This window comes from Kitasatospora sp. NPDC096077 (assembly GCF_040303245.1).
Lineage (GTDB): Bacteria > Actinomycetota > Actinomycetes > Streptomycetales > Streptomycetaceae > Kitasatospora.
Window position 1 is genome coordinate 1 of sequence record NZ_JBEOSV010000035.1, and the last position, 26,063, is coordinate 26,063.

23 protein-coding genes are annotated in these 26,063 nt (G+C 72.1%); 9 read left to right on the forward strand and 14 right to left on the reverse strand.

Annotation, left to right across the window (positions count from 1 at the left end):
- Positions 1-564: 564 nt before the first annotated feature.
- Together ABTZ03_RS26520 and ABTZ03_RS26525 are read right to left on the reverse strand one after the other, a co-directional pair.
- Positions 565-867 (reverse strand): hypothetical protein, encoded by a 303-nt coding sequence (locus ABTZ03_RS26520; protein WP_350515581.1) that lies wholly within the window; start codon positions 865-867, stop codon positions 565-567.
- Positions 864-2,045, reverse strand: coding sequence for a helix-turn-helix domain-containing protein (locus tag ABTZ03_RS26525; RefSeq protein ID WP_350515582.1), 1,182 nt, complete (start codon positions 2,043-2,045; stop codon positions 864-866). The genes ABTZ03_RS26520 and ABTZ03_RS26525 overlap by 4 nt, the downstream gene beginning before the upstream one ends.
- Before the next feature lie 249 nt (positions 2,046-2,294).
- On the opposite strand from ABTZ03_RS26525, the gene ABTZ03_RS26530 reads away from it, so the two are divergent.
- The 7 genes from ABTZ03_RS26530 to ybaK all read left to right on the forward strand — a co-directional run bounded on the left by ABTZ03_RS26530 (position 2,295) and on the right by ybaK (position 7,471).
- Positions 2,295-2,816 carry an ATP-binding protein gene (locus tag ABTZ03_RS26530; protein ID WP_350515583.1) on the forward strand — a complete coding sequence of 174 codons (522 nt, stop codon included), beginning with the start codon at positions 2,295-2,297 and terminating at the stop codon, positions 2,814-2,816.
- Positions 2,817-2,901: 85 nt separating this feature from the next.
- Positions 2,902-3,501, forward strand: coding sequence for a P-loop nucleotide/nucleoside kinase family protein (locus tag ABTZ03_RS26535; protein ID WP_350515584.1), 600 nt, complete (start codon positions 2,902-2,904; stop codon positions 3,499-3,501).
- A complete protein-coding gene (locus tag ABTZ03_RS26540; protein WP_350515585.1) occupies positions 3,498-4,031 on the forward strand; it encodes a class IV adenylate cyclase in 534 nt (177 codons plus the stop codon). Before ABTZ03_RS26535 ends, ABTZ03_RS26540 begins: the two co-directional genes overlap by 4 nt.
- A gap of 73 nt (positions 4,032-4,104) precedes the next feature.
- A complete protein-coding gene (locus tag ABTZ03_RS26545; RefSeq protein ID WP_350515586.1) occupies positions 4,105-5,139 on the forward strand; it encodes a radical SAM protein in 1,035 nt (344 codons plus the stop codon).
- A gap of 175 nt (positions 5,140-5,314) precedes the next feature.
- Complete coding sequence (locus ABTZ03_RS26550; protein WP_350515587.1) at positions 5,315-6,133, forward strand: hypothetical protein; 819 nt, start codon at positions 5,315-5,317, stop codon at positions 6,131-6,133.
- A gap of 77 nt (positions 6,134-6,210) precedes the next feature.
- Positions 6,211-6,939 carry an LON peptidase substrate-binding domain-containing protein gene (locus ABTZ03_RS26555; RefSeq protein ID WP_350515588.1) on the forward strand — a complete coding sequence of 243 codons (729 nt, stop codon included), beginning with the start codon at positions 6,211-6,213 and terminating at the stop codon, positions 6,937-6,939.
- Between the two features lie 37 nt (positions 6,940-6,976).
- Positions 6,977-7,471 (forward strand): Cys-tRNA(Pro) deacylase, encoded by a 495-nt coding sequence (ybaK, locus tag ABTZ03_RS26560; protein ID WP_350515589.1) that lies wholly within the window; start codon positions 6,977-6,979, stop codon positions 7,469-7,471.
- A gap of 72 nt (positions 7,472-7,543) precedes the next feature.
- Here the strand turns inward: ybaK and ABTZ03_RS26565 are convergent, their stop codons facing one another.
- The 6 genes from ABTZ03_RS26565 to ABTZ03_RS26590 form a co-directional block, all read right to left on the reverse strand.
- Positions 7,544-8,341: a hypothetical protein gene (locus tag ABTZ03_RS26565; protein WP_350515590.1), complete on the reverse strand. Its 798-nt coding sequence runs from the start codon at positions 8,339-8,341 to the stop codon at positions 7,544-7,546.
- 105 nt (positions 8,342-8,446) lie between these two features.
- Complete coding sequence (locus tag ABTZ03_RS26570; protein ID WP_400928006.1) at positions 8,447-9,256, reverse strand: ABC transporter permease; 810 nt, start codon at positions 9,254-9,256, stop codon at positions 8,447-8,449.
- Positions 9,253-10,251, reverse strand: a complete 999-nt coding sequence (locus tag ABTZ03_RS26575) for an ABC transporter ATP-binding protein (protein WP_350515591.1) — start codon at positions 10,249-10,251, stop codon at positions 9,253-9,255. Before ABTZ03_RS26575 ends, ABTZ03_RS26570 begins: the two co-directional genes overlap by 4 nt.
- A gap of 178 nt (positions 10,252-10,429) precedes the next feature.
- Positions 10,430-11,749, reverse strand: coding sequence for an NYN domain-containing protein (locus tag ABTZ03_RS26580; protein WP_350515592.1), 1,320 nt, complete (start codon positions 11,747-11,749; stop codon positions 10,430-10,432).
- A 277-nt stretch (positions 11,750-12,026) separates the two neighbouring features.
- Entirely contained in the window at positions 12,027-13,055 is a 1,029-nt protein-coding gene (locus ABTZ03_RS26585; RefSeq protein WP_350515593.1) for an aspartate-semialdehyde dehydrogenase, read from the reverse strand.
- A 119-nt stretch (positions 13,056-13,174) separates the two neighbouring features.
- On the reverse strand, positions 13,175-14,152 hold the full coding sequence (locus ABTZ03_RS26590) for a dihydrodipicolinate synthase family protein (RefSeq protein WP_350515594.1): 978 nt from the start codon (positions 14,150-14,152) through the stop codon (positions 13,175-13,177).
- Between the two features lie 71 nt (positions 14,153-14,223).
- Here ABTZ03_RS26590 and ABTZ03_RS26595 point away from each other — a divergent pair, with 71 nt between their 5' ends.
- Entirely contained in the window at positions 14,224-15,111 is an 888-nt protein-coding gene (locus ABTZ03_RS26595; protein ID WP_350515595.1) for a LysR family transcriptional regulator, read from the forward strand.
- A 32-nt stretch (positions 15,112-15,143) separates the two neighbouring features.
- Here ABTZ03_RS26595 and dnaE read toward each other — a convergent pair whose 3' ends face one another.
- The 4 genes from dnaE to ABTZ03_RS26615 form a co-directional block, all read right to left on the reverse strand.
- Positions 15,144-18,677: a DNA polymerase III subunit alpha gene (gene dnaE, locus ABTZ03_RS26600; protein ID WP_350515596.1), complete on the reverse strand. Its 3,534-nt coding sequence runs from the start codon at positions 18,675-18,677 to the stop codon at positions 15,144-15,146.
- 138 nt (positions 18,678-18,815) lie between these two features.
- Positions 18,816-19,757, reverse strand: coding sequence for a hypothetical protein (locus ABTZ03_RS26605; protein WP_350515597.1), 942 nt, complete (start codon positions 19,755-19,757; stop codon positions 18,816-18,818).
- 61 nt (positions 19,758-19,818) lie between these two features.
- Complete coding sequence (locus ABTZ03_RS26610) at positions 19,819-20,619, reverse strand: HAD family hydrolase (protein WP_350515598.1); 801 nt, start codon at positions 20,617-20,619, stop codon at positions 19,819-19,821.
- A 71-nt stretch (positions 20,620-20,690) separates the two neighbouring features.
- Positions 20,691-21,269, reverse strand: coding sequence for a dienelactone hydrolase family protein (locus ABTZ03_RS26615; RefSeq protein WP_350515599.1), 579 nt, complete (start codon positions 21,267-21,269; stop codon positions 20,691-20,693).
- 293 nt (positions 21,270-21,562) lie between these two features.
- Between ABTZ03_RS26615 and ABTZ03_RS26620 the strand changes: the two genes are divergently transcribed.
- Complete coding sequence (locus ABTZ03_RS26620) at positions 21,563-22,165, forward strand: TetR family transcriptional regulator (protein ID WP_350515600.1); 603 nt, start codon at positions 21,563-21,565, stop codon at positions 22,163-22,165.
- Positions 22,166-22,222: 57 nt separating this feature from the next.
- Here ABTZ03_RS26620 and ABTZ03_RS26625 read toward each other — a convergent pair whose 3' ends face one another.
- Positions 22,223-23,107 (reverse strand): ABC transporter permease, encoded by an 885-nt coding sequence (locus ABTZ03_RS26625; RefSeq protein ID WP_350515601.1) that lies wholly within the window; start codon positions 23,105-23,107, stop codon positions 22,223-22,225.
- A 59-nt stretch (positions 23,108-23,166) separates the two neighbouring features.
- A complete protein-coding gene (locus ABTZ03_RS26630; protein ID WP_350515602.1) occupies positions 23,167-26,004 on the reverse strand; it encodes an alpha/beta fold hydrolase in 2,838 nt (945 codons plus the stop codon).
- Positions 26,005-26,063 lie beyond the last annotated feature (59 nt).

Genomic DNA, 26,063 nt, shown 5'->3' on the forward strand with positions numbered 1-26,063 from the left:
TCGTTCTATATGCCACTCGGCCCCACCCCCCCCCGGCCCCCCCCAACGCCCCCACTCCCCACCTCAAAAATGCGGGGCGCCCCCGCAATTTGGCCCGGGGGCCGCCGAAACGATAAGGGTGATCCTCTCCTCACTCCGACCGCCCGTTGCCAAACTTCCTGCCCTGCACAGGAAGTCGACCAGACCGACTTCCTGTGCAGATCTAGAGAGGATGACGGCAGATCAGGATGCCGCCGAGGAATGTGATCTCGAATGACCTCTCAGGTCCAGCCGGTCCTTGCGCTGACGTGCGGCCAAGTGGCGTCCATCGGCATAAGCGCTGTTCGCGAGGATCGCCTTGTCGGCGACTGCAGCGTCCTGCTGTGCGGTGTTGCTCGTCACTGGGGCAGCTCCGAAGGGTTTGTCGGCGCAGTTCGAGAGCTTCTACTTCACGCCGCCGAAACCACGGGCGCACCTCACCGTCCTTCTCCGTGAACACCACCACCTCACCCGTGCGCCCCGGCCGAGAACGGCCGGGACGCACGAAGGACACTCGCCAGGACAGCGGCAACCGCCGAGGAACGATCAGTTGTCCCAGGCGGTCACGGTAGGCTCCGGCCACTGCTCGGCGAGCGCTGCGAGATCCGCCGGAAGCAGGGCGACCAGCAGGGCCCGGCCATCGGAGACTGCCTTCAACGCGGCCTCCTGCGCCTCGTCCTTGGTGTCGAACATGCCGTCGCCCACGGTCTCGTTGTGGGGCGGCTCGCCGACCTCACCGACCCACTGCGAGGCCCCCGGCCATACCCGGACGTGGGTGAGCCGGGAGGGTTCGGGAAGACCCGTGACTCCCCGAGCTGCAGCTTCCTTGATCACGTCTTCGATGGTCATGCTTGGGCTCTCCTCATCTCGGCCAGTGCGGCGTCCAGTCGTGCGGAGCGGACGACGGCGGAAAGGTCGGTGGCTGTGTGGGCGTAGTGCTCGGCTTCCTCCCGGGCGCCCTGGCGGTAGAGCACCGTGGCCAGTTGGGCGGTGTCGATCGCCTTCGAGCGGGCCCGGTTGGAGGTCTGGGAGTCCACGGCTCGGCGGAGTCGGGACACCAGATCGGAGACGGGCTTCCCCTTGACCGTCGCGAGCAGGTAGAGGGCGTGACCGGTCTCGCCGTGCAGCTTGTGTTCGGTGAAGTACCACATCCAGCGAGGTCCACTTCGAAGGTCCGTGACGCGGCTGTAGATCGACTCCGCGAGGGCGATCTGTCGCATCACCTCGGGTTCGTCACCTCGGATGGCATACGCCTGGGCCTTGACCGCCGCGATCATCGCGAGCGCCGACAAGGGCACGTTGCCCATGGCCATGTCGGCCAGGGCGACAGCCTCTCCGGGCTTGCGCTCGGCAATCTCCTGGCGGGCAAGGCCGGTCGCGACGTGACACAGGAGCCCGTCGTCGCCGGCTTCCTGGGCCGCCTTGATGCCGAGACCGAACGTGCTACGTGCCGGGGAGCTCTGACCCGCGTCGAACGCCGACCACGCTGCAAGGTCGGCGAGATTGGCGATCTGGCCGCACAGCCGGTCACGGACACGCGGTCCCATCGACGACTTGGTGAGATCGACAGCGCTCCGCAGTTCGCCGAAGGCCAGATGGCGAGTGGCAATACCTCCGCTTCGCCGGTCCCACTCCTCCAGAGCGAAGGTCCGCTCTGCAATATCGTCAACGTCCTTCATGCCCAGGCAAGATGGAGAGGGCACTACGTCGGGCAGGATCGAGGCCAGAGAGACGGCCAAGAAGTCACGGCGCTTCGACTCACTCACCTCCTCACGGTCCCGCCGGGTCCGCTTCGGAAACAGCCCCAGCTCTGCGTTCGTGGCCACGCCGAAGACGCCGCGAAGGGCATCACGGACATCCGCATCGGGCCAGCGGATCACGCCACGTTCTAATCGGCTGATCACATTGGCGTCAATCGCCGACTCACGGCCGGTCGCGGCCTTGATCCGGGCGTTCGCCCGGCTCGCGACCTCGCCTTGGGTCCACTCTCGCCCGAGACGAAGCCTTCGTAGAGCGTCGTTGGTCATCCGAGGCCCGTCTCTGCGGTGCCGTTGGTGAGGGCCAGACAGCCTAGTGAACTGCCTAGCTTCTGCCTACAGGATCGCCCTGCCCCTACCCGCACCGCAGGCGTTTGATGGTTCTCAGTCGCCCGGGGTGATCGGCCGGTTACGCCGGTGCTGTCGGGAAGGCCCCCGGGCGACGTCAGTACAGCGTCGTACCCGGGCCTTGGTCAGGCCTGGCCCTCCTCCTCGCAACTCTCAACGGCTGGAGGCCGTATGCCCGTCGACGACCCCGCTGCCACGTTGATGAGCTCGCCCGACCCCGCCTCGTTGCCTGTGCCGCAGGAATGGGACGTCGAACCGGATCCGATGGCCGTGCCGCCCTCTCGTCGCCTGATCCGGAGGATTGCCGAAGCCTGGCAGGTGCCCATGTCGGACGCCGCCCTGCGGGATGTGGAGCTGTGCGCTGACGAGTTGTTGGCCAACGCCATCGAGCACACCCGTGCACGGTGCCGGGTCTCGGTGCAGTGGACGGGCGAACGGTTGCGCGTAGCGGTCACCGATTCGAGCCTGGCCCTTCCGGATCGGGAGGCTGCGGAGGACACCATCACGGGTGGCCGCGGGCTGCTCCTCGTCGAGGCTCTCGCGCACTCCTGGGGCTGGCACCCGACCGGGACGGGGAAAACCGTGTGGTTCGAGTGCGCGGCTGACCAGCTGATCGCGGGCAGCCGACGCATGGCCGTCCTGCTACGCGTCGCCAACGACCGGACCACGGACCGCCCGACGCGTTCGGCGTGACCCGAGCACCCCGCCCCGGGCCCCGGCCGCCGGAACGGGGTGTCACAGCCGACAACCCGAAGATCGACCAAGGAACGGAGTTCGGATGGATGCACCCCGAGGATCCTTCGTCACCATCGACGGTCTCAGCGCGAGCGGGAAGAGCACCGTCGCCCCGTTGGTCGCCGCTTTCATCAACGGCGTCCACCTCACGCACGACGCCTCGCCGTCGTTCCCCCGCATGCGAGCGGAGGTGGATACCACCGACAACCTGCCGGCGCGATTCCACTGGTGGCTGATGGCGAACCACATGACCTCGGAGACAGCCCGAATGCTCACGGAGAGCGGGCGGTCCGTGGTCGTCGAGTCCTACTTCCCGCGCACCATCGCCACGCACAGGGCCATGGGGCACGACTGGCCCCCTGAGTACCCGAGCGGGGCCCTGGTGCCGAATGTCCCGATCCTGCTGGAGGTGGACGAGCGAATTCGCCAGGAGCGACTCCGTCGGCGGGCTGAGCGCGGAACGCTGAGCTACTGGCACCAGCGGGAGGAACCCAACGTGGTCGAGAGCTCCCGCGTGTACCGGGCCTTCGACCTCCTTCGCGTGGACAGCACCGACCGCACGCCGGAACAGGTCGCCCGCGCGATCGCCGATATCGTTCGCTCCCGCGTCCCGTACGGCTCCAAGGAAGGCAACAGTCAATGACCGCGATTGAGTTCGAGGCGAAGATCCTCAACATCGAGCCGGAGAAGATCCGCGCGCTGCTGGTCGAGGCCGGGGCCGAGCACGTGGCCGACCGCTTCCAGCGCCGCTACGTCTACGACATCCCCGGGCGGCCCGGTGCATGGGTCCGGCTACGCGACACCGGCAGCGACATCACGCTGTGCGTCAAGGAGATCCACTCCGACGCGATCGACGGCGTGACCGAGACGGAGACGACCGTCGGCGACTTCAACGACACGAACATGCTCCTCGGCAAGCTCGGCTACCAGCCGAAGGCGTACCAGGAGAATCGCCGCTCCTCCTGGACGCTGGACGGCGCGGCCATCGAGATCGACGAGTGGCCGCTGATCCCCGCGTACCTGGAGATCGAGGGCGACAGCGCCGAACACGTCCACGCGACCGTGCTCGCGGTCGGGCTCCCCGTCGCCGAGCTGACGAGCGAGAACACGACCAAGGTCTACCGCCGGTACGGAATCGACATCGAAGCGATTCCCCGGCTCACCTTCGAGTAACGGGAGGCATTCCTTGCCAGTAACCCAACGCCCGGCGATCCGGGTCGTCCGGGACAGAACCATCCGCATCAAGGTGATCGACGACTGCGGGTTGGCCTGTACGTTCTGCCACAACGAGGGAACGCCGGTCACCGCCGACAATCGGGGGCGCACACTGCTGCCCTTCACGGCGGGACCGGGCAGGTCCGGGCGCGTTTCGATCTACAGCGAGTCCAACGGCGTCGGCTTCCTCGCTTCGAAGATGATCCCTGACATCCACTTCCGCCGTGCGGTGCGGACCGTCACGAGGGCGTTCAGCGCCGACGAGGTCCACCTCACCGGCGGAGAGCCCACCCTCCACACGGGGGTCTCCGCACTGGTCTCGGCGCTCACCGGAATGGGCCTCAGCGTCGGGATGACCAGCAACGGCGAGCGCGGTCGGCAGGTGATGGCGGACTGCTCGGCCTCCGGCCTCAACCGGGTCAACGTCTCCGTCTTCGGCACGACCGCCGAAGAACTCCAACGAGTTCAGTCCGAACGCTTCAAGTCTTCGGGGCTGGCCGAGAGCAAAATTCGTGCCGCCGAGCAGACCGTCCGGGCAGCCGTCTCCAACGGGGTGAAGGCCTCCGTGAACATCGTCGTTCCCGGCACGGCGCACGTGGACCGCGTCGTCAGCCTGGTCGAATCGTACGGCCAGTTCGCGGATGTCCGAATGCTCACCAGCATCCAGCACGGCGCCGAGTCGATCGCGGCGATCTCCGAAGTGCTCGACCGGGTCGGTGCGGAGCCCGTGCTCCGGACGTTCACCGCCGGCACCTCCGACGAACGCACTCTCTACCGAGCACTCGGCGGCCGGGCGGTCTACGTGAAACGCCTGCTACCGGTACGGCTCCCGGACACCTGCGCGTCGTGCCGCTTCAACAACGACTCGGACTGCCAGGAGGGCTACTACGGCGTCCGGCTCTATCTCACCGAGCAGGGCGAGTACATGGTCGGTGTCTGCATTCAGCGCATGGATCTCTGCGTCCCCGTGGCCGAGTTGTCGAAGAGCGGGATCGTGGAAGAAGTGCAGGCCTTCAAAGATGCCGAGGTCCGGCGGTTGACGAGCCGGTACGGCGCTGCCGCCTGAGCGACGACCCAGCGGCCGGACCGTGGCGGCAATCGCGCTCCGGGCCACGGCTTTTCGCGAACGCTTCGCACTCAGTGTGACTGTCGTGCTACGTTGCGCATCATCAACAGAACATAGTTGACCCCGGCGGTGCTACCAACACCCCGGGGTCCGGCACCAGGAGCAGACACTCCAGATGCAGATTCATCGTAGCGCCCACGCGCGCTCGTTCATCGTGCTTCCCAACGGCCTTCTCCAGGACCGTCGACTCAGCTACACCGCCCGTGGCCTCCTCGCCGACCTGCTCTCCCGCCCGAACGGGTGGCGCGAGGACGGGCGGCACATGGCCGACAGCAGTCCGCAGGGGCGCGGGGCCGTCCGGCGGGCGCTCAAGGAGCTGAAGGACGCCGGGTACTACCGCGTCGACACCGTCCGGCTGCCCGACGGGACCCTCCGTTCCGAGGCCCACGTCTTCGACACCCCGCAGCTCGCACCGGCTGTCCCCCGCCCGGCCACCGGTGAGCCGGACACCGGCCGCGCTGTCACCCCTTCCGTAAAGGACCCGGGAGAAGAACCCACCCTCCCGGACGAACGGACCCGAGCCGCCGTGGCCACGCTGTTCCGGGCGATCCGCCCCGAACCGCGGCTGCGCCTCGGCGAGGCCGAGGCGCAGACGTTGGCTCCCCTCGTCGCCCAGTGGCTGGAACGGGGCAGCAGCGAAGCCGAACTGGCCCTCGCACTGCTCCCCGGGCTGCCGCAGCCGGTGCGCTCCCCGGCAGCGATCCTGCGCGACCGCCTCCAACGCAAACTGCCACCCGTCCGGACGCCGAAGCCCTCCCCCACTGAGTGCGCCGAGTGCCACGACCCCGTACCCCGCCCCGGGATCTGCCGCCCCTGCGCGGGCCTCGGCGGCGCCAGAACCCCCGCGCTCGGCATCGGCGCCGCCGTCGCAGCCGGCGGCGCCGCACGGGCCCGGGCGGCGTTGCGCGGGGGCGGGCTGTTCGCCGCCGCGTGAACACGGTCCGTGTCCGCGGGTCGGCGCTGCGGTAACCGCGCGACACGGGCAGGCCCCGGGGAACTACGCTGTCCGCCGTGACAGAACGGCTGCCGCTCTTCCCGCTGAACACCGTGCTCTACCCGGGCCTCGTGCTGCCCCTGAACGTCTTCGAGGAGCGCTACCGCCGTCTCGTCGCCGACCTGCTGGAACAGTCCGAGGACGAGCCGCGCCGGTTCGGCGTGCTCGCCATCAAGGACGGCCGCGAGACCGCCCCGGTCCGGCCCGCCGAGGACGGCCCGGCCGGTCCGCTCGACGGCCTGGGCACCACCGGGGACCCGCTGGAGGCGCTGTACCACATCGGCTGCGTCGCCGACGTCTCCTCCGTCCAGGCCCAGCCCGACGGCCGCTACGAGCTGCTGGTCACCGGCACCACCCGGTTCCGGCTCCGCTCGGTGGACGTCACCGGCCCCTACCTGACCGGTGAGACCGAGCTGATCGAGGAACTCCCGGGCGAGGGCTCCGGCGCCCTCGCCGCCGAGGTCGAGCGGGCCTTCCGGGTCTACCAGAAGCGCCTGGCCGGCGCCCGCGAGGCCAGCACCCACGGCCGCCAGCAGCTCCCCGACGACGCCCAGGTGCTCTCCTACCTGGTCGCCGCCGCCTCGGTGTTCGAGACCCCGGTCAAGCAACAGCTGCTCGCCTGCCCGGACACCGCCCAGCGGCTGCGCGCCGAACTCGACCTGCTGCGCCGCGAGAGCGCCGTGCTCAGCTGGCTGCCCTCGCTGCCCGCGGTCGACCTCACCCGCCAGTCGTTCAGCCCCAACTGAGACCACTGACACCGCGACCACCACGAGGCACCCGCAGATGGCCAAGAAGCCGAAGAAGGGCGGCCAGGGCACCCCCGCCACCGTCGCCCTGGAGACCGCCGCCGTCCCCTTCACCATCCACGCCTACGAACACGACCCGGCCGCCGCCTCCTACGGCGGCGAGGCCGCCGAGGCGCTGGGCGTGGCCGCCGAACGCGTCTTCAAGACCCTGGTCGCCGACGTGGACGGCACCCTCACCGTCGGCGTGGTCCCGGTCGCCGGCCAGCTCGACCTCAAGGCCCTGGCCACGGCCGTCGGCGGCAAGCGCGCCGCGATGGCCGACCCGGCCGCCGCCGAGCGCAGCAGCGGCTACGTCCTCGGCGGCATCTCCCCGCTCGGCCAGCGCCGCCCACTGCGCACCGTGATCGACGCCAGTGCCCTCGCCCACCCCACGGTCTACGTCTCGGCGGGCCGCCGCGGCCTTGAGGTCGAGCTCTCCCCCACCGACCTCATCGCCCTCACCGAGGCCCGCACCGCCCCCATCGCCCGCTGAACCCGCTGAACCCGCGCGACACGAACCCCGCGCCCCGGAAGGGACGCGGGGTTCTCCGCACCGCTCACGACCTCAGCCCGGCCGCCGGTCCTCCGCACTCGGCACCACCGGAGGCACCCCGGGAGGCACCACCGGAGGAACCCCGGGAGGCACCTCCCCCGCAGCCTCCGGAGCCTGCCCCGCCGGGTCCCCGTACGTCCCCGCCGGCACCCCCCAGTACGGCGGCGGGTCCTCCTCCCGCTTCCCGAACGCCGCCGACAGCGCCAGCAGCACCACCATCGCCGCCATCGGCCACACCAGCAGCGCCCCCAGCGCCCCCAGGTCGATGCTCGCGTCGAAGTGCCCGCCGTTGCCGACCCGCCGGGCCTCGCCGATCAGGTCGTCGCCGGGCCCCAGCCAGCGGCCGATCCGCCAGGCCCCGATCGAGCCGAGCAGTCCGCCGATCGCCAGCCCGAGCGCGACCGCGATCCCGCCGCCGCGCTTGCGGGTCACCAGGAAGGCTCCGAGCGCGGTGAGGATGCCCGCGCCCAGCCCGATCAGCACGAACACCGCGTCCGCGCCGGCCCGCTGCTCGCCCTCGGGGTCCACGTAGAGGATCCGGTCACCGTCCACGACCAGCGGCACCTTGGGCGCCAGCCAGGCCCACAGCCCGGCCATCACCAGTCCGACCAGCAGGCACGCGAGCACCACCCCGGAGCCGATCCGCAGCTCGGCCGGCAGCCGGTGCGCCACGACGGGCGGTGCCTCCGGCAGCCCGGCGGGCGGCTCGCCGTCGAGGACGGGCGGCGGTGCGAACGGGTCGGGTGCGGCTCCCGGCTCGACCGGCCCGTCGGCGCGGGCGGGATCCGGAGGTGTGTTCGGTACGGTCACGGGGCCATCGTTTCACGACAGCCGTCCGGACAGCCCCACCACCCGAGCCCAACCCGAGCCCACCACCCGAGCCCACCACCCGAGCCGAGCTCCCCAGGACAGCGCCTACCGCGAGACCGCCCGGCGGTACGCCCAGGTGGCCAGGGCCAGCGACACCACGCCCACCCCCGCGCACACCCCGAGGTCGACCAGCACCATCCCCCAGTCCGGGTCGGGTGCGAAGGTCCGGGAGAACGCCTCCACCCCGTACGTCGAGGGCAGCAGGTCGCGCACCCACAGCACCGGCTGCGGCAGGTGGTCCACCGGCAGCACGCCGAGCAGCAGCGCCGCCGACATGCCGAGCTGCCCGAGCATGGTCGCGATCTCCTGCCGCGGCGCCAGCAGCCCGCAGGCCGCGCCGAGCCCGGAGAGGGCGGCCCCGGCGAGCGGTACGACGGCGAGGAGCACCCACAGCTGGCCGAGCGGCAGCCCGAACATCACCGCGCCGATCGCCGCCGTGACGAGCGTCCCGGGCAGCGTGAACGAGGCGTACGCGGCGGCCGCGCCGAGCACCACGGAGGCGGCCGGCACCGGCAGCGTCGCGTAGTGGTCGAGGCCGCCGGTGGCCCGCAGCCGACCGAAGTACTGGGCCAGCAGGTTCAGCGCGACGAACGCCACCACCAGCACGCTGGACCCGGCGACCACCGCACGCGCCGCCGAGCTCTGGCCGGCGTCCACCACGCCCCGCATCATCACCAGGATGCCGATGGACTGGAAGGTGGCCACGAACAGCAGCGGGAGCCGGGCCACCTTCGCCCGGGTGAGCTGCGCCCGGTAGACCGCGGCGAGCGCGGGCAGCAGCCGGGCGGCGGGGGCGAGCGGGGCCGCGTCCCCCGTGGACCGGCGGGTCTGCGGGGGCGCAGAGAGCAGCGTCACTTGGCCAGTCCTCCATGGCGGCCGCCCAGCTTGAGGTAGGCGTCCTCAAGGCTCGGGGTGGCGAGGGTGAAGTCGTCGAGGGCGGCGAAGGCCGGGCCGGTGGTGACGGCGGCGACCAGCTCGCGGGCCTGCTCGGGGGTGGTGCGGACGGTCCAGCGGCGTCCGGTGCGCTCGGCCCGTTCGGCCAGGGCGGCGACGGCGGGCACCCCGATCGGCGCCTCGTCCCGCCAGACCAGGTCGAGCCGGACGTCGCCGTCCACCAGCGTCTTGAGCCCGCCGGGCGTGTCACAGGCGATCACCCGGCCCTCGTCGACCACGGCGACCCGGTCCAGCACGGTCTCCGCCTCGATCACGTTGTGGGTGACCAGCAGCACCGTCGTCCCGTGCTCGGCCCGCCGCCGGTCGACGGCCGACCAGACGGCCCGCCGGGCGATCGGGTCCATGCCGGTGGTGGGCTCGTCCAGGACGAGCAGCGGCCGTTCCCCCACCAGGGTGGCGGCGAAGCAGGCGAGCCGCCGCTGTCCGCCGGAGAGCTTGGCGAGCGGCCGGCCGGCGAGCGGCTCCAGCCCGAGTTCGGTGATGACGTCCGCGGCCGCGGCACGGGCTCCCGGCCGGGAGAGCCCGCGCAGCCGCCCGGTGGTCTCGGCGGCCAGCGCGACGGTCAGTTCGTCCAGGGCGGTGGACTCCTGCCCCAGGTAGCCGAGCAGCCGGGCGGCCCGTTCGGGGTGCCGGACGATGTCGTGCCCGAGCAGTTCGACCGTCCCGGAGTCCGGCCGCAGCAGCCCGGTGAGCTGGCGGACCAGGGTGGACTTCCCGGCCCCGTTGGGTCCGAGCAGCCCGAAGATCTCGCCCTGTCGGACGGTCAGACTGATGCCGTCGTTGGCCCGGATCTCGGTGGCCGCGGCGCCGCGGCCGCTGCGATAGGTCCTGACCAGGTCGCGTACGGCGACGCACGGCGGGGTGTCCTGGGGTGCTCGCCCGCCCGTCTCTTCCACGACCGGAGACTCTACGCGCTCACACGGGCGAACCGGACAACGGGTCCCGGTCGCCGCGGCCTGCCGGGAGCCCTCGGCCGTCCATCAGCACCGACCCGCCGGGAGTCCTCGGTCGTCCATCAGCACCGACCCACCGGGAGCCGTCGGCCGTCCACCACCATCGACCCGCCGGAAGCCGTCAGTCGTCCACCACCATCGACCCGCCCGGCACCCGGACCGCCAGTTCCTTCCAGAACCCCGCCCGGATGGCGTAGCGGTCGTGCTCGTCGATCTGGTCGTCCTTGTGCGCGAGCAGCCCGAAGCGGGCCGCGTAGCGCAGCAGCTCGCCGTCGACCCGGTGCGGGATGCGCGGGTAGTCGGGCCAGAGCAGGGTGAGCCGTTCGAGGTCGCCGAGCCGGTCGCTCCAGCGCCGGGCGAAGACCTGTCCGACCTCGTGGGCGTCGCCGCCGATGGTGGTGATGTCCTCCTCGCGGTCGGCCCAGCGCTGCTCGGCGGTGGTCAGCTGGGCCAGGGTGGGCAGGCCGTCCCCGGCGGTGACGGAGGGCTCGGGCGCGGGCCGGTCGACCCAGCCCCGGTCGGAGGACCAGCGCAGCACCGGCCCGCCCGTCGACTGCCCGTTCGCCCCGTTCCCACCGGCCCCGTTGCCACCGGCCCCGTTCCCACCGACCGCGTGCCCGTTGGCGGCGTGCCCGTTGGCCACCGAGGTGATCGGGTTGACCGGGGTGACCGCCGAGACCCGCCCGGCGAGGTCCTTCGGGGTGGGCACCACCCGCAGCGCCGCGGCCGGCTGCGGCCGCCCGTTCGCGGCGGGTTCGGCGGCGGCCGTCGCGGCGACGGGCCGGACCACCGGGGGCACCACGCTGGGCAGCGAGGCGGGCGGGGCGGCGAGGATCTTGGCGATCTCCTGCCGGGCGCCGCCCGTACCGGGGGCCGGGAAGACGGTGGAGTGGTCGCGCAGCGAGAAGGACCCCTCGATCCACTCCCGGTCCAGCACCCGCCGTTCGTCGGCCTCGCCCACCAGGTCCTCGGACTGGTTGAAGTCCCCGTCGGCGGCCTGCAGCGCCCACAGGTGGACGGCGACGCCGTGTTCCTTGGCGGTCATCATGCCGGGCAGCAGGTCCCCGTCGCCGGTGATCAGCACGACGTCGGCGCAGGCGCCGTTGCGGGCGAGTTCGGAGAGTTCGGCGTGCATCGCGGCGTCGACGCCCTTCTGTACCCAGCGCCCCTCGGCCCTGGTGAGGGCGCCGAGCCGGACGGTGACCCGGGGCAGCACGCGCAGCCGTCGGTGCTCGGGCATCGGGCGGCGGTCGGGGGCCGCGTCGAACCAGTAGATCCGCAGCAGGGGCAGCCCGGTCTCGGCCTCGGCGCGTTCCCGCAGGGCGCTGATCAGCGCGGTGTGGTCGACGCTGACCTTGGAGCGGGAGGGGTCCCCGGCGAGCAGGCTGGCGGCGGCGCCCAGCAGGTATCCGGCGTCCACCAGGACGACACAGCGGTCCATCTGCGCACCTCTTTCCGCTCGCCCTCGAAGGTCGGTGTGGGTGGGCGGTCGCCCGTCGGCCGAACGTGCGGGGTGAGGGGCCCCCGTGACCGCCCGATCGTTGGGTCACCTTTTCCCCCTGGTTCGCGGCCCGAACCTCGGCGGATGTCCCGGTCCCGCAACGGCCGCCCCAATGAGTCGCAAAGAAACACGAAGGCGGGCCCCGTTCAACGACGGGGCCCGCCAAACGTCACGTGACGCTACGCCGGGGTGACGGCCGGCGCTCCGACCTGCGGTGTCAGCCCTTGAGCTCGGCGGCGACCAGCTCGGCCAGCTGGACGGCGTTGAGCGCGGCGCCCTTGCGCAGGTTGTCGTTGGAGACGAACAGCGACAGGCCGTTCTCCACGGTCTCGTCGGCCCGGATGCGGCCCACGTAGCTGGGGTCCCGACCGGCGGCCTGGAGCGGGGTGGGGATCTCGGACAGCTCGACGCCGGGGGCGCCGGTGAGCAGCTCGACGGCCCGCTCGGGGCTGATCGGGCGCTCGAAGCGGGCGTTGATCTGGAGCGAGTGGCCGGAGAAGACCGGGACGCGCACGCAGGTGCCGGACACCTTGAGCTCGGGGATGCCGAGGATCTTGCGGCTCTCGTGGCGGAGCTTCTGCTCCTCGTCGGTCTCGTTGGAGCCGTCCTCGACGATGGAGCCGGCCAGCGGCACCACGTTGAAGGCGATCGGGCGCCGGTAGACCTTGGGCTCGGGGAACTCCACGGCGCCGCCGTCGTGGGCCAGCCCGGCGGCGCCGTCGACGACCTTGGCGGCCTGGTCGGCCAGCTCGGCCACGCCGGCCACGCCGCTGCCGGAGACGGCCTGGTAGGTGGAGACGACCAGGGCGGCGAGCCCCGCCTCGCCGTGCAGCGGGCGCAGCACGGGCATGGCCGCCATGGTGGTGCAGTTGGGGTTGGCGATGATGCCCTTGGGGCGGTCGGCGATGGCCTCCGGGTTGACCTCGGAGACGACCAGCGGGACCTCGGGGTCACGGCGCCAGGCGGAGGAGTTGTCGATGACGACGGCGCCGGCCGCGGCGACCTTGGGGGCCAGGGCCTTGGAGGTGGAGCCGCCGGCCGAGAAGATCACGATGTCCAGGCCGGTGTAGTCGGCCGTGGCCGCGTCCTCGACGGTGACCTCGGTGCCCTGCCAGGGCAGCGTGCGCCCGGCCGAACGGGCCGAGGCGAACAGCCGCAGCTGCTCCACCGGGAAGTTGCGCTCCGCCAGGATCTCGCGGACCACGCCGCCGACCTGGCCGGTGGCGCCGACGATACCGATCTTCATCCGACTACTCCTCTGAATGGTGCTGTCTACAGCCGCACTCTGCCCATCATGCCTTGTCACAGGCATCGAACGGCCTTCCATTCCACGGGCTGAGAGGGGGGCCAACGGTGTGAGAGTACTTACTGGTCCAGACCACTCGCGAAGGCCAGAGCCGCCGCGACCTCAGCCTCCCCGGCCGGAAGCAGCGGCAACCGTACATCCGGGGTCGGAATCCGGCCCTGGGCGTGCAGCACGCCCTTGGTCACCGTCGGGTTCGGTGCGGTGAACGCGGACAGCGCCAGGCCCGTCAGCCGGTGCCCGAGCGCCCGGGCCCGCTCGACGTCCCCGGCCCGCCAGGCCTCGCACAGCTCGACGAAGCGGCCGGTCGCCAGGTGCGCGGAGGCCAGGATGCCGCCGGCCGCGCCGATCGCCAGCATCGGCGCCAGGAAGGCGTCCTCCCCGGTCAGCACCGCGAAGTCCGCGGGGGCGGCGGCGAGGAGCTCGACGCCCGACTGGTCCAGCCCGCCGGTCGCGTACTTGACGCCCACCACGCCGTCGATCGCGGCGAGTTCGAGCAGCGCGGCGGTGGAGAGCTGCTGCCCGGTCCGGTACGGGATGTGGTAGACGATCAACGGCAGCGGGCTGGCCGCGGCCAGCGCCCGGAAGTGCGCGATCGTCCCGGCCTCGCCGGCGCGGACGAAGGCGGGCGTGGTGACCAGCGCCGCCGCCTGCGGCACCCGCGCGCCGAGCGCGGCCAGCGCCTCGCCGACGGCCCGGGTGTCCCCGCCGGAGGCGCCGACGATCAGCTGCGCGCCGCGCTCGGCGCAGACGGCCGCGGCGACGTCCACCACCGCATCCCGCTCCTCGGCGGTCAGCGCGGCGGGCTCGCCGGTGGTGCCGAGCGCCACCAGGCCGGCCGCCCCGTCGTCCAGGACCTCCAGCGAGAGCTTCTCCAGCGCGCCGAGCGCGACCGAACCGTCGGCGTCGAACGGGGTGATCAGCGGGACGTAGATGCCCTTGAGTTCCATGTTCCCGGGAGCCGTGTTGCGGGGGTCCGTGTTCCTGGGGGCCGTGTTGCCGGGGGCCATGTCGTCGGGGGCCGTGTTCCTGAGTGCCATACCGATGATCCTGCGGCCCGTGATCACCCAGGTCCAGTTCACATTTCCGACGCTTCTCGTAAGCTGAGCCGATGCTCGACGTCCGACGCCTGCGCCTGCTGCGCGAACTCGCCCACCTCGGCACCATCGCGGCCGTCGCCGAGGCACTGTCCTTCAGCCCGTCCGCGGTGTCCCAGCAGCTGTCCGTCCTGGAGAAGGAGGCCGGCGTCCCGCTGCTGGAGCGCACCGGGCGGCGGGTCACCCTCACCCCGGCCGGCCGCAACCTGGTCCGCCACGCCGAGTCCGTGCTCGCCCAGCTGGAGCAGGCCGGCGCCGAACTCGCCCACGCCAAGCAGGGGTTGGCCGGGCCGCTGCGGATCGGCACCTACCCCTCGGCGGCCCGCGCGATCATCCCCGCGGTGCTCGCCGGCCTGGCCGCCTGGCACCCCGGACTGGAGCCGATGGTCACCGAGGTGGACCCGGCCGCCGTCGGCGCGGCGCTGCGCGCGGGCGAGCTGGACGTGGCGCTGGTGCACGAGTACGACCTCGTCCCGGCCGACCCGGAACCGGGCCTCGCGGCCACCCGTCCGGTCTTCACCGAGCCGATGTACCTGGCCGCCCGCACCCCGGGCACGGTCGCCGAGCAGCGCGCCGCGCCCTGGATCATGTCCCCGCCCGGCACCCTCTGCCACACCATGGCCGTCCGCGCCTGCGAGGCGGCGGGCTACGCCCCCCGGATCCGGCACCAGATCGACGACTTCACCACGGTGCTCGCACTGGTCGCCGCGGGCCAGGGGGTGGCCCTGGTCCCCCACCTGGGCACCGCCGGGTCCCCGCCCGGCGTGGTCCTCACCCGGCTGCCGATGTACCGCCGCACCCGCGCCGCCTTCCGGGCCGGCGCGGGCTCCCACCCGGCCATCTCGGCCTTCGTCTCGGCCCTGCACACCGCCGTCCCCCCGGGCCTGGGCAGCGGCAGCTGACCGACCGACCGGCCAGCCGACCGCCCGCCCGGCTAACCGGCCAGACAGCTCGGCCCGAGCAGCTGCTTGAGGTCCCCGAACAGCGCCGGATCCGACTTCACCCGGTGCCGGTCCAACCGCAGCACCGTCGTCCTGGTCCGCCCCTCCAGCCGTACCCGCACCTCGGTGGTCCCCTTGTGGTGGGTGAGCACCTCACCGAGCCGGGCGATCAGCGGCGGCGTGACCTTCCCGCTCGGGATGTTGATGGTGATCGGCGCCTCGGCGTGGGCGTTGGAGAGGTCCGGGATGGACAGCTCCATGCCCATCAGCCGCGGCACGTCCTCCCGCTTGTCCAGCTTGCCGCGCACGAACACCACGGCGTCCTCGACCAGTTGGGAGGAGACCAGCTGGTAGCTGGCCGGGAAGAACATGCAGTCGATCGACCCCGCCAGGTCCTCCACGGTCGCGATCGCCCAGGCGTTGCCCTGCTTGGTCATCTTCCGCTGGAGGCCCGAGATGATGCCGCCGATGGTGACGATCGTCCCGTCCGGCCGCTCCGCGAGGTCCGCCACCGCGCAGTCCGCCTTGTCGGCGAGCACGTGCTCGATGCCGTGCAGCGGGTGCGAGGAGACGTACAGGCCGAGCATCTCCCGTTCCTGGGTGAGCAGGAAGGACTTCTCCCACTCCTCCTCGGAGAACACCACGTCCAGCCCGAAGCTCGGCTCGTCCGAGGTGGTGTCGCCGCCGAAGAGGTCGAACTGCCCCTCGGCCTCCTTGCGCTTCACCCCGACGACGTTGTCGATCATCGGCTCGAACTGGGCGCTGAGGCCCTTGCGGGTGTGCCCGAGCGAGTCGAACGACCCGGCCTTGATCAGCGATTCGACGGTCCGCTTGTTGCAGACCACCGACTCCACCTTCTCCAGGAAGTCCGGGAAGGAGGTGAACTTCCCCTTCGCCTTCCGGGTGCGGATCATCGACTCGACCACCGGCCCGCCGACGTTGCGGATGGCGGTCAGGCCGAACCGGACGGTCTCGCTGCCGTGCGGCGTGAAGTCCGAGTCCGACTCGTTGACGTCCGGCGGCAGCACCTGGATGCCCATCTTGCGGCACTCGTTGAGGTAGACGGCGGACTTGTCCTTGTCGTCCTTCACCGAGGTCAGCAGCCCGGACATGTACTCGGCCGGGTAGTTGGCCTTGAGGTACGCCGTCCAGTACGAGACCAGCCCGTACCCGGCGGTGTGCGCCTTGTTGAACGCGTAGCCGGAGAACGGCACCAGGACGTCCCACACCGCCTGGATGGCCGCGTCGGAGTAGCCGCGGTCGCGGCAGCCCTTCTGGAAGGGGACGAACTCCGCCTCCAGGATCTCCTTCTTCTTCTTGCCCATCGCGCGGCGCAGCAGGTCGGCCTGACCGAGCGAGTAGCCGGCCAGGATCTGCGCGGCCTTCTGCACCTGCTCCTGGTAGACGATCAGGCCGTAGGTGGGCCGCAGCACCTCCTCCAGGGGCTGCTCCAGCTCCGGGTGGATCGGGGTGATCTCCTGCTGGCCGTTCTTGCGCAGCGCGTAGTTGGTGTGGGAGTTGACGCCCATCGGGCCCGGTCGGTACAGCGCCAGGACGGCGGAGATGTCCTCGAAGTTGTCGGGCTTCATCAGGCGCAGCAGCGAGCGCATCGGCCCGCCGTCGAGCTGGAAGACGCCGAGCGTGTCACCGCGCGCCAGCAGCTCGTAGGTGGGCTTGTCGTCGAGCGGCAGCTTGAGCAGCTCGATCTTCTCGCCCTTGTTCTTCTCGATCGCCTTGACGGCGTCGTCCATGATCGTCAGGTTGCGCAGGCCGAGGAAGTCCATCTTGAGGAGGCCGAGGCCTTCACAAGTCGGGTAGTCGAACTGCGTGATGGTGACGCCGTCGGTGTGCCGGGTCCAGACCGGGATGTGGTCGGTCAGCGGCTCCGCGGACATGATGACGCCGGCCGCGTGCACGCCGGGCTGACGGATCAGGCCCTCGATGCCGCGTGCGGTGTCGATGACCTTCCGCACGTCCGGGTCGTTCTCGTACAGCCCGCGGATCTCGCCGGCCTCGCCGTAGCGCGGGTGGCTGCTGTCGGTGATGCCGGACAGCGGGATGCCCTTGCCCATCACGTCCGGCGGCATCGCCTTGGTGATCCGGTCGCCCATCGCGTACGGGTAGCCGAGGACGCGCGAGGAGTCCTTGATGGCGGCCTTCGCCTTGATGGTGCCGTACGTGACGATCATGGCGACCTTGTCGGATCCCCACTTCTCGGTCACGTACCGGATCACGTCACCGCGCCGGCGCTCGTCGAAGTCGATGTCGACATCGGGCATCGAGATGCGCTCGGGGTTGAGGAAGCGCTCGAAGATCAGGCCGTGCGGGATGGGGTCGAGGTCGGTGATGCCCATCGCGTACGCGACCAGCGAGCCGGCCGCCGAACCACGGCCCGGGCCCACCGCGATGCCCTGGCTCTTGGCCCACATGATGAAGTCGGCGACCACGAGGAAGTACGCCGGGAACCCCATCTGGATGATGGTGTCCATCTCGTACTCGGCGAGCTTCTTGTGCTCCTCGTCGTACCCGCCCGGGAAGCGCCAGTCCATCCCCTCCCAGACCTTGGACTTGAAGAAGTCCGCCTCGGACTCGAAGCCCTCCGGGATCGGGAAGCGCGGCATCAGGTTCTTGAACTTGAACATGCCCTCGGTGTCGACCCGGGAGGCGACCAGCAGCTGGCTGTTGCGGCAGCCCTCCTGCCAGGCGTCCGACGAGTCCAGGGCGTACATCTCGGCGGCGGACTTGATGTAGTAGCCGGTGCCGTCGAAGCGGAAGCGGTCCGGGTCCGAGAGGTTCTTGCCGGTCTGCACGCAGAGCAGCAGGTCGTGGGCGCCGGCGTCGGCCTCGGTGGTGTAGTGCGAGTCGTTGGTGACCACCGGCGGGATGTTCAGCTTCCGGCTGATCTCCAGCAGCCCGTCGCGGACCCGCTTCTCGATGTCGAGGCCGTGGTCCATCAGCTCCAGGAAGTAGTTCTCCTTGCCGAAGATCTCCTGGTAGTCGGCGGCGGACTTCAGCGCCTCGTCGAACTGGCCCAGCCGCAGCCGGGTCTGCACCTCGCCGGACGGGCAGCCGGTGGTGGCCATCAGGCCGCCGGACAGGTCGGAGATCAGCTCCTTGTCCATCCGGGGCCACTTCACCAGCCAGCCCTCGGAGTACGAGCGCGAGGTCAGCTTGAAGAGATTGTGCAGGCCCTCCTTGTTCCGGGCCCAGATGGTCTTGTGGGTGTACGCGCCGGACGCCGAGACGTCGTCCCGCTTCTGGTGCGGCTGGCCCCACAGGATGCGCTTGGTGTTGGAGCGGGACTCGGGGGCGACGTACGCCTCGATGCCGATCACCGGGGTGATCCCGGCGTCGGTCGCCTGCCGGTGGAACTCGGCGGCGCCGTACATGTTCCCGTGGTCGGTCATCGCGACGTGGGTCTGCCCCAGCCGCTCGACCTCCTTGAACATCTGCTTCAGCCGGGCGGCACCGTCCAGCATCGAGTACTCGGTGTGGACGTGCAGATGCGCGAACGGCTGGTCGCTCAAGGCGGGGCCTCCGGAGGCTCTGGTGCTGACGGGCGGGCCGGCGAACGCGCGGATCACCGGGCAGAAGGCCGGGAAACGAAGGTGGCCCGGAACACCTCTCGGGGTCCGGACCATCACTCACGCGCTCACGCGTCCACTCTAGCCCTCTTCGAACGCCGCCCCCACGCGCTCGAACCCCTCCCAGCCCAGCCCGGCGAGTCGCTCCTCGGCGGCGTTCTTGACCCTCGGCAGCTCGATCGGATCGTCCAGCAGGTACGCCAGCCGGGCCCGCACCCGCGGCGTGTCCGGGGCGTGCTCCGCGCCCAGCAGCCGGGCGTCCGCCTCGCAGTCCCAGAGCGACTCGGTGAAGGCCTCCGCCGTGCCCGCCGACCCCAGCGCCGACAGCGCCGCCAGGTACCCGGCCCGCTCGGACGAGTGCGGGGTGTACAGCCAGAACCGGCGCAGCAGCGAGACCGCCCCGACCGCCCCCGGACCGTACCGGGCCAGCGCGCGGGCCCCGACCACCGGCCCGCACCACCGGCCGTCCACCCAGTCCCGCTCCAACCCGGCGAGCAGGCCCGGGACGTCCCCGGCCTGCTCCTCACCCGGGTCGCACACCGACTCCGCCACCGGCCCGTGGGCAACCGGCCCTTCCGGCCCCTCGGGCATCCGCTCCCGGGCGACCTCCTCCAGGTCCTCCCACCACTCCCCCGGCCAGGCCTCGACCAGCGAGACCAGCACCTCTTCCCAGTGCTCGCCCTCCCGGACGTACTCCCGCAGCGCCTCCCGGGCCTCGACCGAACCGCCGAGCGCCAGCAGCTCCAGCACCCGGGCCGCCCGGCCAGCGGCCTCCCGGCCCACGGCCAGCAGCTCGACCAGCGGCCCGAGCGGCAGCTCCAGGTCCCGGACCAGCCGGGCCAGGTACAGGTCCCGCGCGTCGGCCTCCCGGTCCCAGCGCCACTCCCACCGGACGCACCCGTACACCAGCTCGGCCGCCGCGGCGGGGTCCTCCGCCGCCATCAGCGCCCCCAGCCCCCGCCCGCGCTGCAACAGCCCCGGCAGCGTCCCCGCCGGCGCGTACTCGTATCTCCGCTCTGCCACGGCCCCATCGTGCCGCACCGCACCGGGCCCGGGTCGCCGGCCCCGGCCCGCCCCTGACGCCTCAGCGCACGTCCGCCCGAACGTCCACCGGAACGTCCGCCGCAACGGCCTCCGCCACCCGGCCGATCTCCGCCGCCACCGCCGCGGGCTCGGCCGCGACCGTCACCCGGGCGACGCCGTCCAGCGCCGGGTGCCCGCCGACCCGCACCGACCACTCCGCGTTCCGCAGCAGGTCGAGGTCGTTGACGTCGTTGCCGAAGGCGACGTACTCCTCGATCCCCAGCGAGCGCAGCGCCTCCCACTTGTTGGTCGCCCCCGGCGCGAAGTCGACGATCGCCTCGTCCAGGTGGTGGTTGACGGTCAGCCCGAGCCCCCGGCCGACCTCGGCCAACCCCGCCGGATCCGCACCCCCGACGACCAGGAACTTGACCACCTCGGGCAGCTCCGCCAGCGCCACCCGGCGCGCCAGGCCGCCCTGGTCCACCCGGCCGCGGATCGGGTGGTCCGCCGGCCCGGTGTACGCGTAGTCCCAGGGCCCGTCCGCGAGGTAGCTCGCACCGTGCCGCCCGACCGCCTCCATCAGCGCCCCGAACCCGGCGGCTCCGAACGCGGCCCGGGCCCGCACCCGCCCGTCCACCGACACCAGGCTGCCGTTCCCGCCGATCAGCACCGCCCCGGGGAACGCCCCGTCCAGCACCGGCAGCAGGTCGCGCACCGGCCGGGCGGACGCGAAGACCAGCCGGAACCCGGCCCGCTCGCACTCCCCGATCGCTGCCAGGACGCGTCCGTCGATCGTCCGCCCGTCGAAGCAGAGCGTGCCGTCTATGTCGAAGACCACTGTGCGAGCGCGAAGTTCAGCCATTCCCGGATGATATCCATCCGACCGATCGCATCCGCACTGCCGTACGCCCCGGGGCCCGTCACCGACTTCCGTCAGGCGTCCAGGTCCGCGAGGAAGTCCAGCGCCGCCGCCCAGGCCTGCTCGGCGGCGTCCGCGTCGTAGTCGTCCAGCTCCGGGTCGGTGAACAGGTGCCCGGCGCCCTGGTAGCGGTGCACCTCGACCTCCGCGCCCGCCCGCCGCATCCGCAGGTACCAGGCGTTCAGCCAGTCCTCCGGCTCGTACGGGTCCGGGTCGGCCATGTGCAGCTGCACCGGGATCGAGGTGGCCGCGTCCTCGCGCAGGTCGGAGGTGCCGTGCAGGAGCAGCAGCCCGCGCGCCTTCTCGTCCGCCAGCGCCAGGTTCTGGGCGATCGCGCCGCCGAGCGCGAACCCGGCGTACACCAGTCCGCCCTCGGAGAGCGGAGCGGAGACGGTCACCGCACGGCGCAGCAGCTCGTCGGCGCCGCCGATCTCCTCCTGGTAGGCCTGCGCGGACTCGGTGTCGTCGAAGGTGCGCCCCTCGAACAGGTCCGGCGTGTGCACGGTGTGCCCGGCGGCGCGCAGCCGGTCGGCGGCCGCCTGGACGGCCGGGCGCGGGCCGTGGGCGGAGTGGAAGAGGACGATCTGGGCCACGGTACGGGTCCTTCGAGGAACGAGATCAGGGATACCCACCCATGATCCCGCACCCCGCCCCGAATCCCCTCGTCGGGCCCGGCCCCGGGGCCGGGCCGCACCGAGCCACACCGAGCCGCACGGAACCGCCCCGGGCCGCTCATGCGTTCGCAAGATTCCTTCCTTTAGGTATGTTTCCCGACCCGGCCGACACCCGCCCGGACAAGCCCGTCTCCCTTCCGGACAAAAGCTTTGCAACAACATTCCAACTCGCTGGTATGCATGATCTGTCACCGACAACGGAGGGCAGGAGCATGGCACAGCAGGAACGGGCGCGCCGCACACGGGAGAAGGTGCTGACCGCCGCGGCCGAGATCTTCGCCGACCAGGGCTACGAGAGCACCACGCTGAACACGGTCGCCGACCGCATCGGCATGACCAAGGGCGCGCTCTACGGCCACTTCCCCTCGAAGGGCTCGCTGGCCCGGGCCCTGATCGACGAGTCCCGGACCACCTGGACATGCCTGCGCGCCCAGTACGACACCCCGGGAGCCGACGCCGCCGAGGTGCTCGAAGACGTGGTGGTGGGCTTCGCCGACCGGCTGCGGTCGGACGTACGGCTGCGGGCCGCGCTCCGACTCGCCGCCGACCGTCCCGCCCTGGCGGAGCCCACCACCGACGTCCTCACCGAGATGCACACCGCGCTGACCGACCTGGTCCGCCGGGCCCAGCGCCACAACGGCTTCCCCGACCACAGCCCGTCCCTGGTCGCCGAACTGCTGCTGATCGTGGTCCGCGGACTGCTGAACACCCGCCCCACCTGCGACAACAACGCCCACACCGCCGGCGGCGAGCCCCTGTGGCGGCTGCTCTTCACCGCCCTGTCCGGGACCCCCGCGCTCCCGACCCTCCCCTGACCGGCTCCGGCCCCCATTCCCGCCCGGCCCAACCCGGCGCCGCCGCCTCCGACTTCGCTACGACACCACGTCCTTGCGCGCGAACCCCCGGAAGGCCAGCGCCAACAGCACCACCGCGTACGACAGCGACAACGAGACCCCCTGAACCATGCCGCCCCACTCCAACTGCGGCTGCAGGGCGTCCGCCCAGGCGTACTGCCAGTGCGCCGGCAGCCACTCCCGCAGACTCCCCAGCGCCGTGACGGCGTCCAGCACCCCGGTGATGATCGACAGGAACACCGCACCGCCGACCGCCCCCAGCGGCGCGTCCGTCGCCGTCGACAGCCAGAACGCCAGTGCGGCGATGACGAGTTCACTCAGGAACACGAACGCCACCGCGATCGCGATCCGGGGCAGCGCCTCCCCGGCCGGCAGGCTGGCCCCGGCGGGCAGCTTCAAGTCCCCCCAGCCGTACGCCACGGTCCCCACGACCAGCCCGATCGCGGGCAGCATGACCACCGCCACCGCCGAGAAGGCCAGCCCGACCAGGAACTTGCGGGCCAGCAGCCGCGCCCGCGGCACCGGCGCGGCCAGCAGGTAGCGCAGCGAGGACCAACTGGCCTCCGAGGCCACGGTGTCCCCGCAGAACAGCGCCACCGGGATCACCAGCATGAAGCCAGTGCCCACGAACAGCATGGTGACGGCGAAGTTGGCCCCCGAGGCGGTGGCCAGATCGATGAAGGTGGTCCGGTCCGGACGCCCCGGGGTGCCGCCGATCTGGAACGCCGCCAGGATGACGAACGGCATCGCCGCCAGCACCCCGCCGATCACCATCGTGCGCCGCCGCCGCAGCTGCCGGATCGCCTCCACCCGCAGCGGCAGCGTCCGACTCGCCCGGTACCCCTCGGCGTGGTCCACCGGACCACCGCCCGCCGGACCACCGCCCGCCGAAGCACCGTTCACCGAGCCACCGTTCACCGAGCCACCGCCCGCCGGCGGGATCCGATCCGTAGTACCGGCGCTCATGCCGCACCTCCGATCAACGACAGGAACGCGTCCTCCAGGCGCTGCTGCGGCCCGGCGCTCTCCACCGGCACCCCCAGCCGCACCAGCTCCGCCAGCAGCTCGCTCGCCGCGAGCCCGTCCAGCCAGACCAGCAGCCCGCCCTCGACGGCCTCCGCCGAGCCGACCCCGCCCAGCGCGGCGACCTTCTCGACCACCGACTCCGGGTCGCAGGGCTCCGCCAGGCCGACCATCAGCAGCTCACCCGCGCCGACGATCTCGCCGACCGGCCCGGCCGTCACCAGCCGCCCGCGGTCCATCACCACGAGGTGGGTACAGCTCTGCTCGACCTCGGCCAGCAGGTGGCTGGACACGATGACGGTCCGGCCGGCGGCCGCGTACCGGATCATCACCTCGCGCATCTCGCGGATCTGCGGCGGGTCCAGCCCGTTGGTCGGCTCGTCCAGGATCAGCAGGTCCGGCATCCCGAGCATCGCCTGCGCGATCGCCAGCCGCTGCCGCATGCCCTGCGAGTACGTCCGCACCGCCCGGTCGAGCGCCTCGCCGAGCCCGGCGATGGCGAGCGCCTCGTCGAAGTGCGCGTCGGCCTCCGGCCGTCCGGTGGCCTGCCAGTACAGCCGCAGGTTGGCCCGGCCGGTGAGGTGCGGCAGGAAGCCCGCGCCCTCGACGAAGGCCCCGACCCGCGAGAGCACCGGCGCCCCGGGGCGGATCAGCTGCCCGAACACCCGGATCTCCCCGGCGTCCGGCCGGATCAGACCCATCAGCATCCGCAGCGTGGTGGTCTTGCCGGCGCCGTTCGGCCCGAGCAGTCCGAGCACCTGGCCCTGCTCCACCCGGAAGCCCAAGTCCCTTACCGCGTAACGGTCCTGGGAGCCCTTGTAGCGCTTGCTCAGCCCGTTGATCAGCAGCGGAACCCCGGCCAGCGCCGGATCGAACTCCGGCCCGGACGGCTCGCCGAGCGCCGAACCCCGTCGCCGCCGCCGCACCAGCGGCACCAGCACCAGCCCGGCGGCCACCACCACGGCGACCACCGGCAGCACCCAGGTCCGCGCGGGCAGCGGCGCCGCCTCGGTGACCAGCTCGTCGACGGTCGGCACACCGAGCGCACCCGCCACCGCCACCCGGTAGGTGGCCGGTTCGACCGGCGAGGCGTACGCCAGGTCGGTGGAGGCCAGCACCAGCCGCAGCCGGTGCCCGGCCGGGAAGTCGTGGTCCACGGCGGGCAGCCGGACGGTCACCGTCCTCCCCCCGTCGGCATCCGCCCCGGTCACCCGCAGCGGGGCCGCGAGCTGCTGCGGCAGCGTCGCCTTGCCGTCCGGCCCGACGTCGTACAGCTTCGCGAACAGCACCGCGTCCGGCCGGTCCGCCGTCACCCGCACGGGTACGGTCGGCTGCCCGGTCAGGTGCAGCGACTTGTCCAACGGCGCCGACTCGAAGGCGGCGTTCTGCCCGGGGAAGTCCAGCGACAGCCCGGCCCCCAGCGAGGCGGCCTGGCTGAGCGCCCCGATCCCCGGCAGCGTGGAGATCCCCGGCGGCGCCCCGCCGGGCGGATTGGCGACGGGCTTCTCCCCGCCCGTCAGCTCGATCGAGCGCGTCCCGGTCCCGCCCAGGCCCGGGTACCGGTCGGCGTCGGCGCCGCGCAGCACGGCCTGGAAGCCGGTCGAGTCCACCCCGCCGGTCCGGGTCACCCGGAACTGCGGCCCGGTGTCGTTGCCGCGCCCCCGCAGGTAGTGGTCGAACCAGGCGGTCACCCGGTCGTCCACCCGGGCGCTGGTGTCGGTCCCGCCGTCGTGCCCGCCCGCGAACCAGTCCACCGAGACGGGCGCGCCGTTGGCCGCCACCGCCCGGGCGATCCGGTCGCCCTGGTCGAGCGGGAACAGCGAGTCCTGCTGCCCCTGCACCACCAGCGTGGGCGCCTTGAGCTGCGCCGCCACCGAGGACGGGCTCGACCGGTCCAGCAGCGCGACGGCCTCCGGATCGGCGTGCCCGGCGGTCGCGACCCGGTCGTACATCTGGCAGAGCGAGTCCAGGAACCGCCCGCAGCCGACCGCCCCGGCCGCAGCCGACCCGGTCGTACCCGCCCCGGCCCCGGCTGCCCCGGCCCCGTCCGGCGCGGTTCCGCCGCGCGGCGCACCGCCCGAGGGCCCGAGGTCCCCGGCCGAGCCGGTGGTGAAGAAGATCCCGGCCCACAGCTTCTTGAACACGCCGTCCGCCGCGCCCGACCCCTCCACCCCCTGCGGGAACAGCGCGTCGGCCAGGTTCCACCAGGTGATCTGGGTGGCCACCGCGTCGATCCGGTGGTCGTACGCGGAGGCCAGCAGCGCGATCGCCCCACCGTAGGAGGCCCCGGTGATCCCGACCCGGGGGTCGCCGGGCGCGTCGAGCTGCACCTCGGGCCGCTGGGCCAGCCAGTCCACCAGGTGCTTGACGTCCTCGACCTCGCGGTCGGGCGCGTTCAGGCCGATCTTCCCGCCCGAGTGCCCGAAGCCGCGGGCCGACCAGGTCAGCACCGCGTAACCCTGCCGGGCCAGCTGCTCGGCGCGGTCCCGCTCGCCCTCCTTGGAACCGCCGAAGCCGTGCGCCAGCAGGACGGCCGGTCGCGGGGCGGTGCCGGTGGTGAAGAACGAGGTGTCCAGCTGGACCTGCTGGGTGCTGCCGGGCGTCTCCGGCATGCTGAGGAAACGATCCTCTTGATGGACCGCCTGTTCACCGCCGGACGCCACCGCCGCCGTACCGGCCCCGGCGACCGCCACCAGGGCCACCGCCCCGGCCACCAGCCTGCGCCGCATCGACGTACCGCGGCCGCGCCATCGGCGCCATGCCCCACCGAACTCCATGGGGGCTGATCGTATCCGCCGTCCGGGTAGGTGTCCGATAAAGCCGCCACCCCATTTCG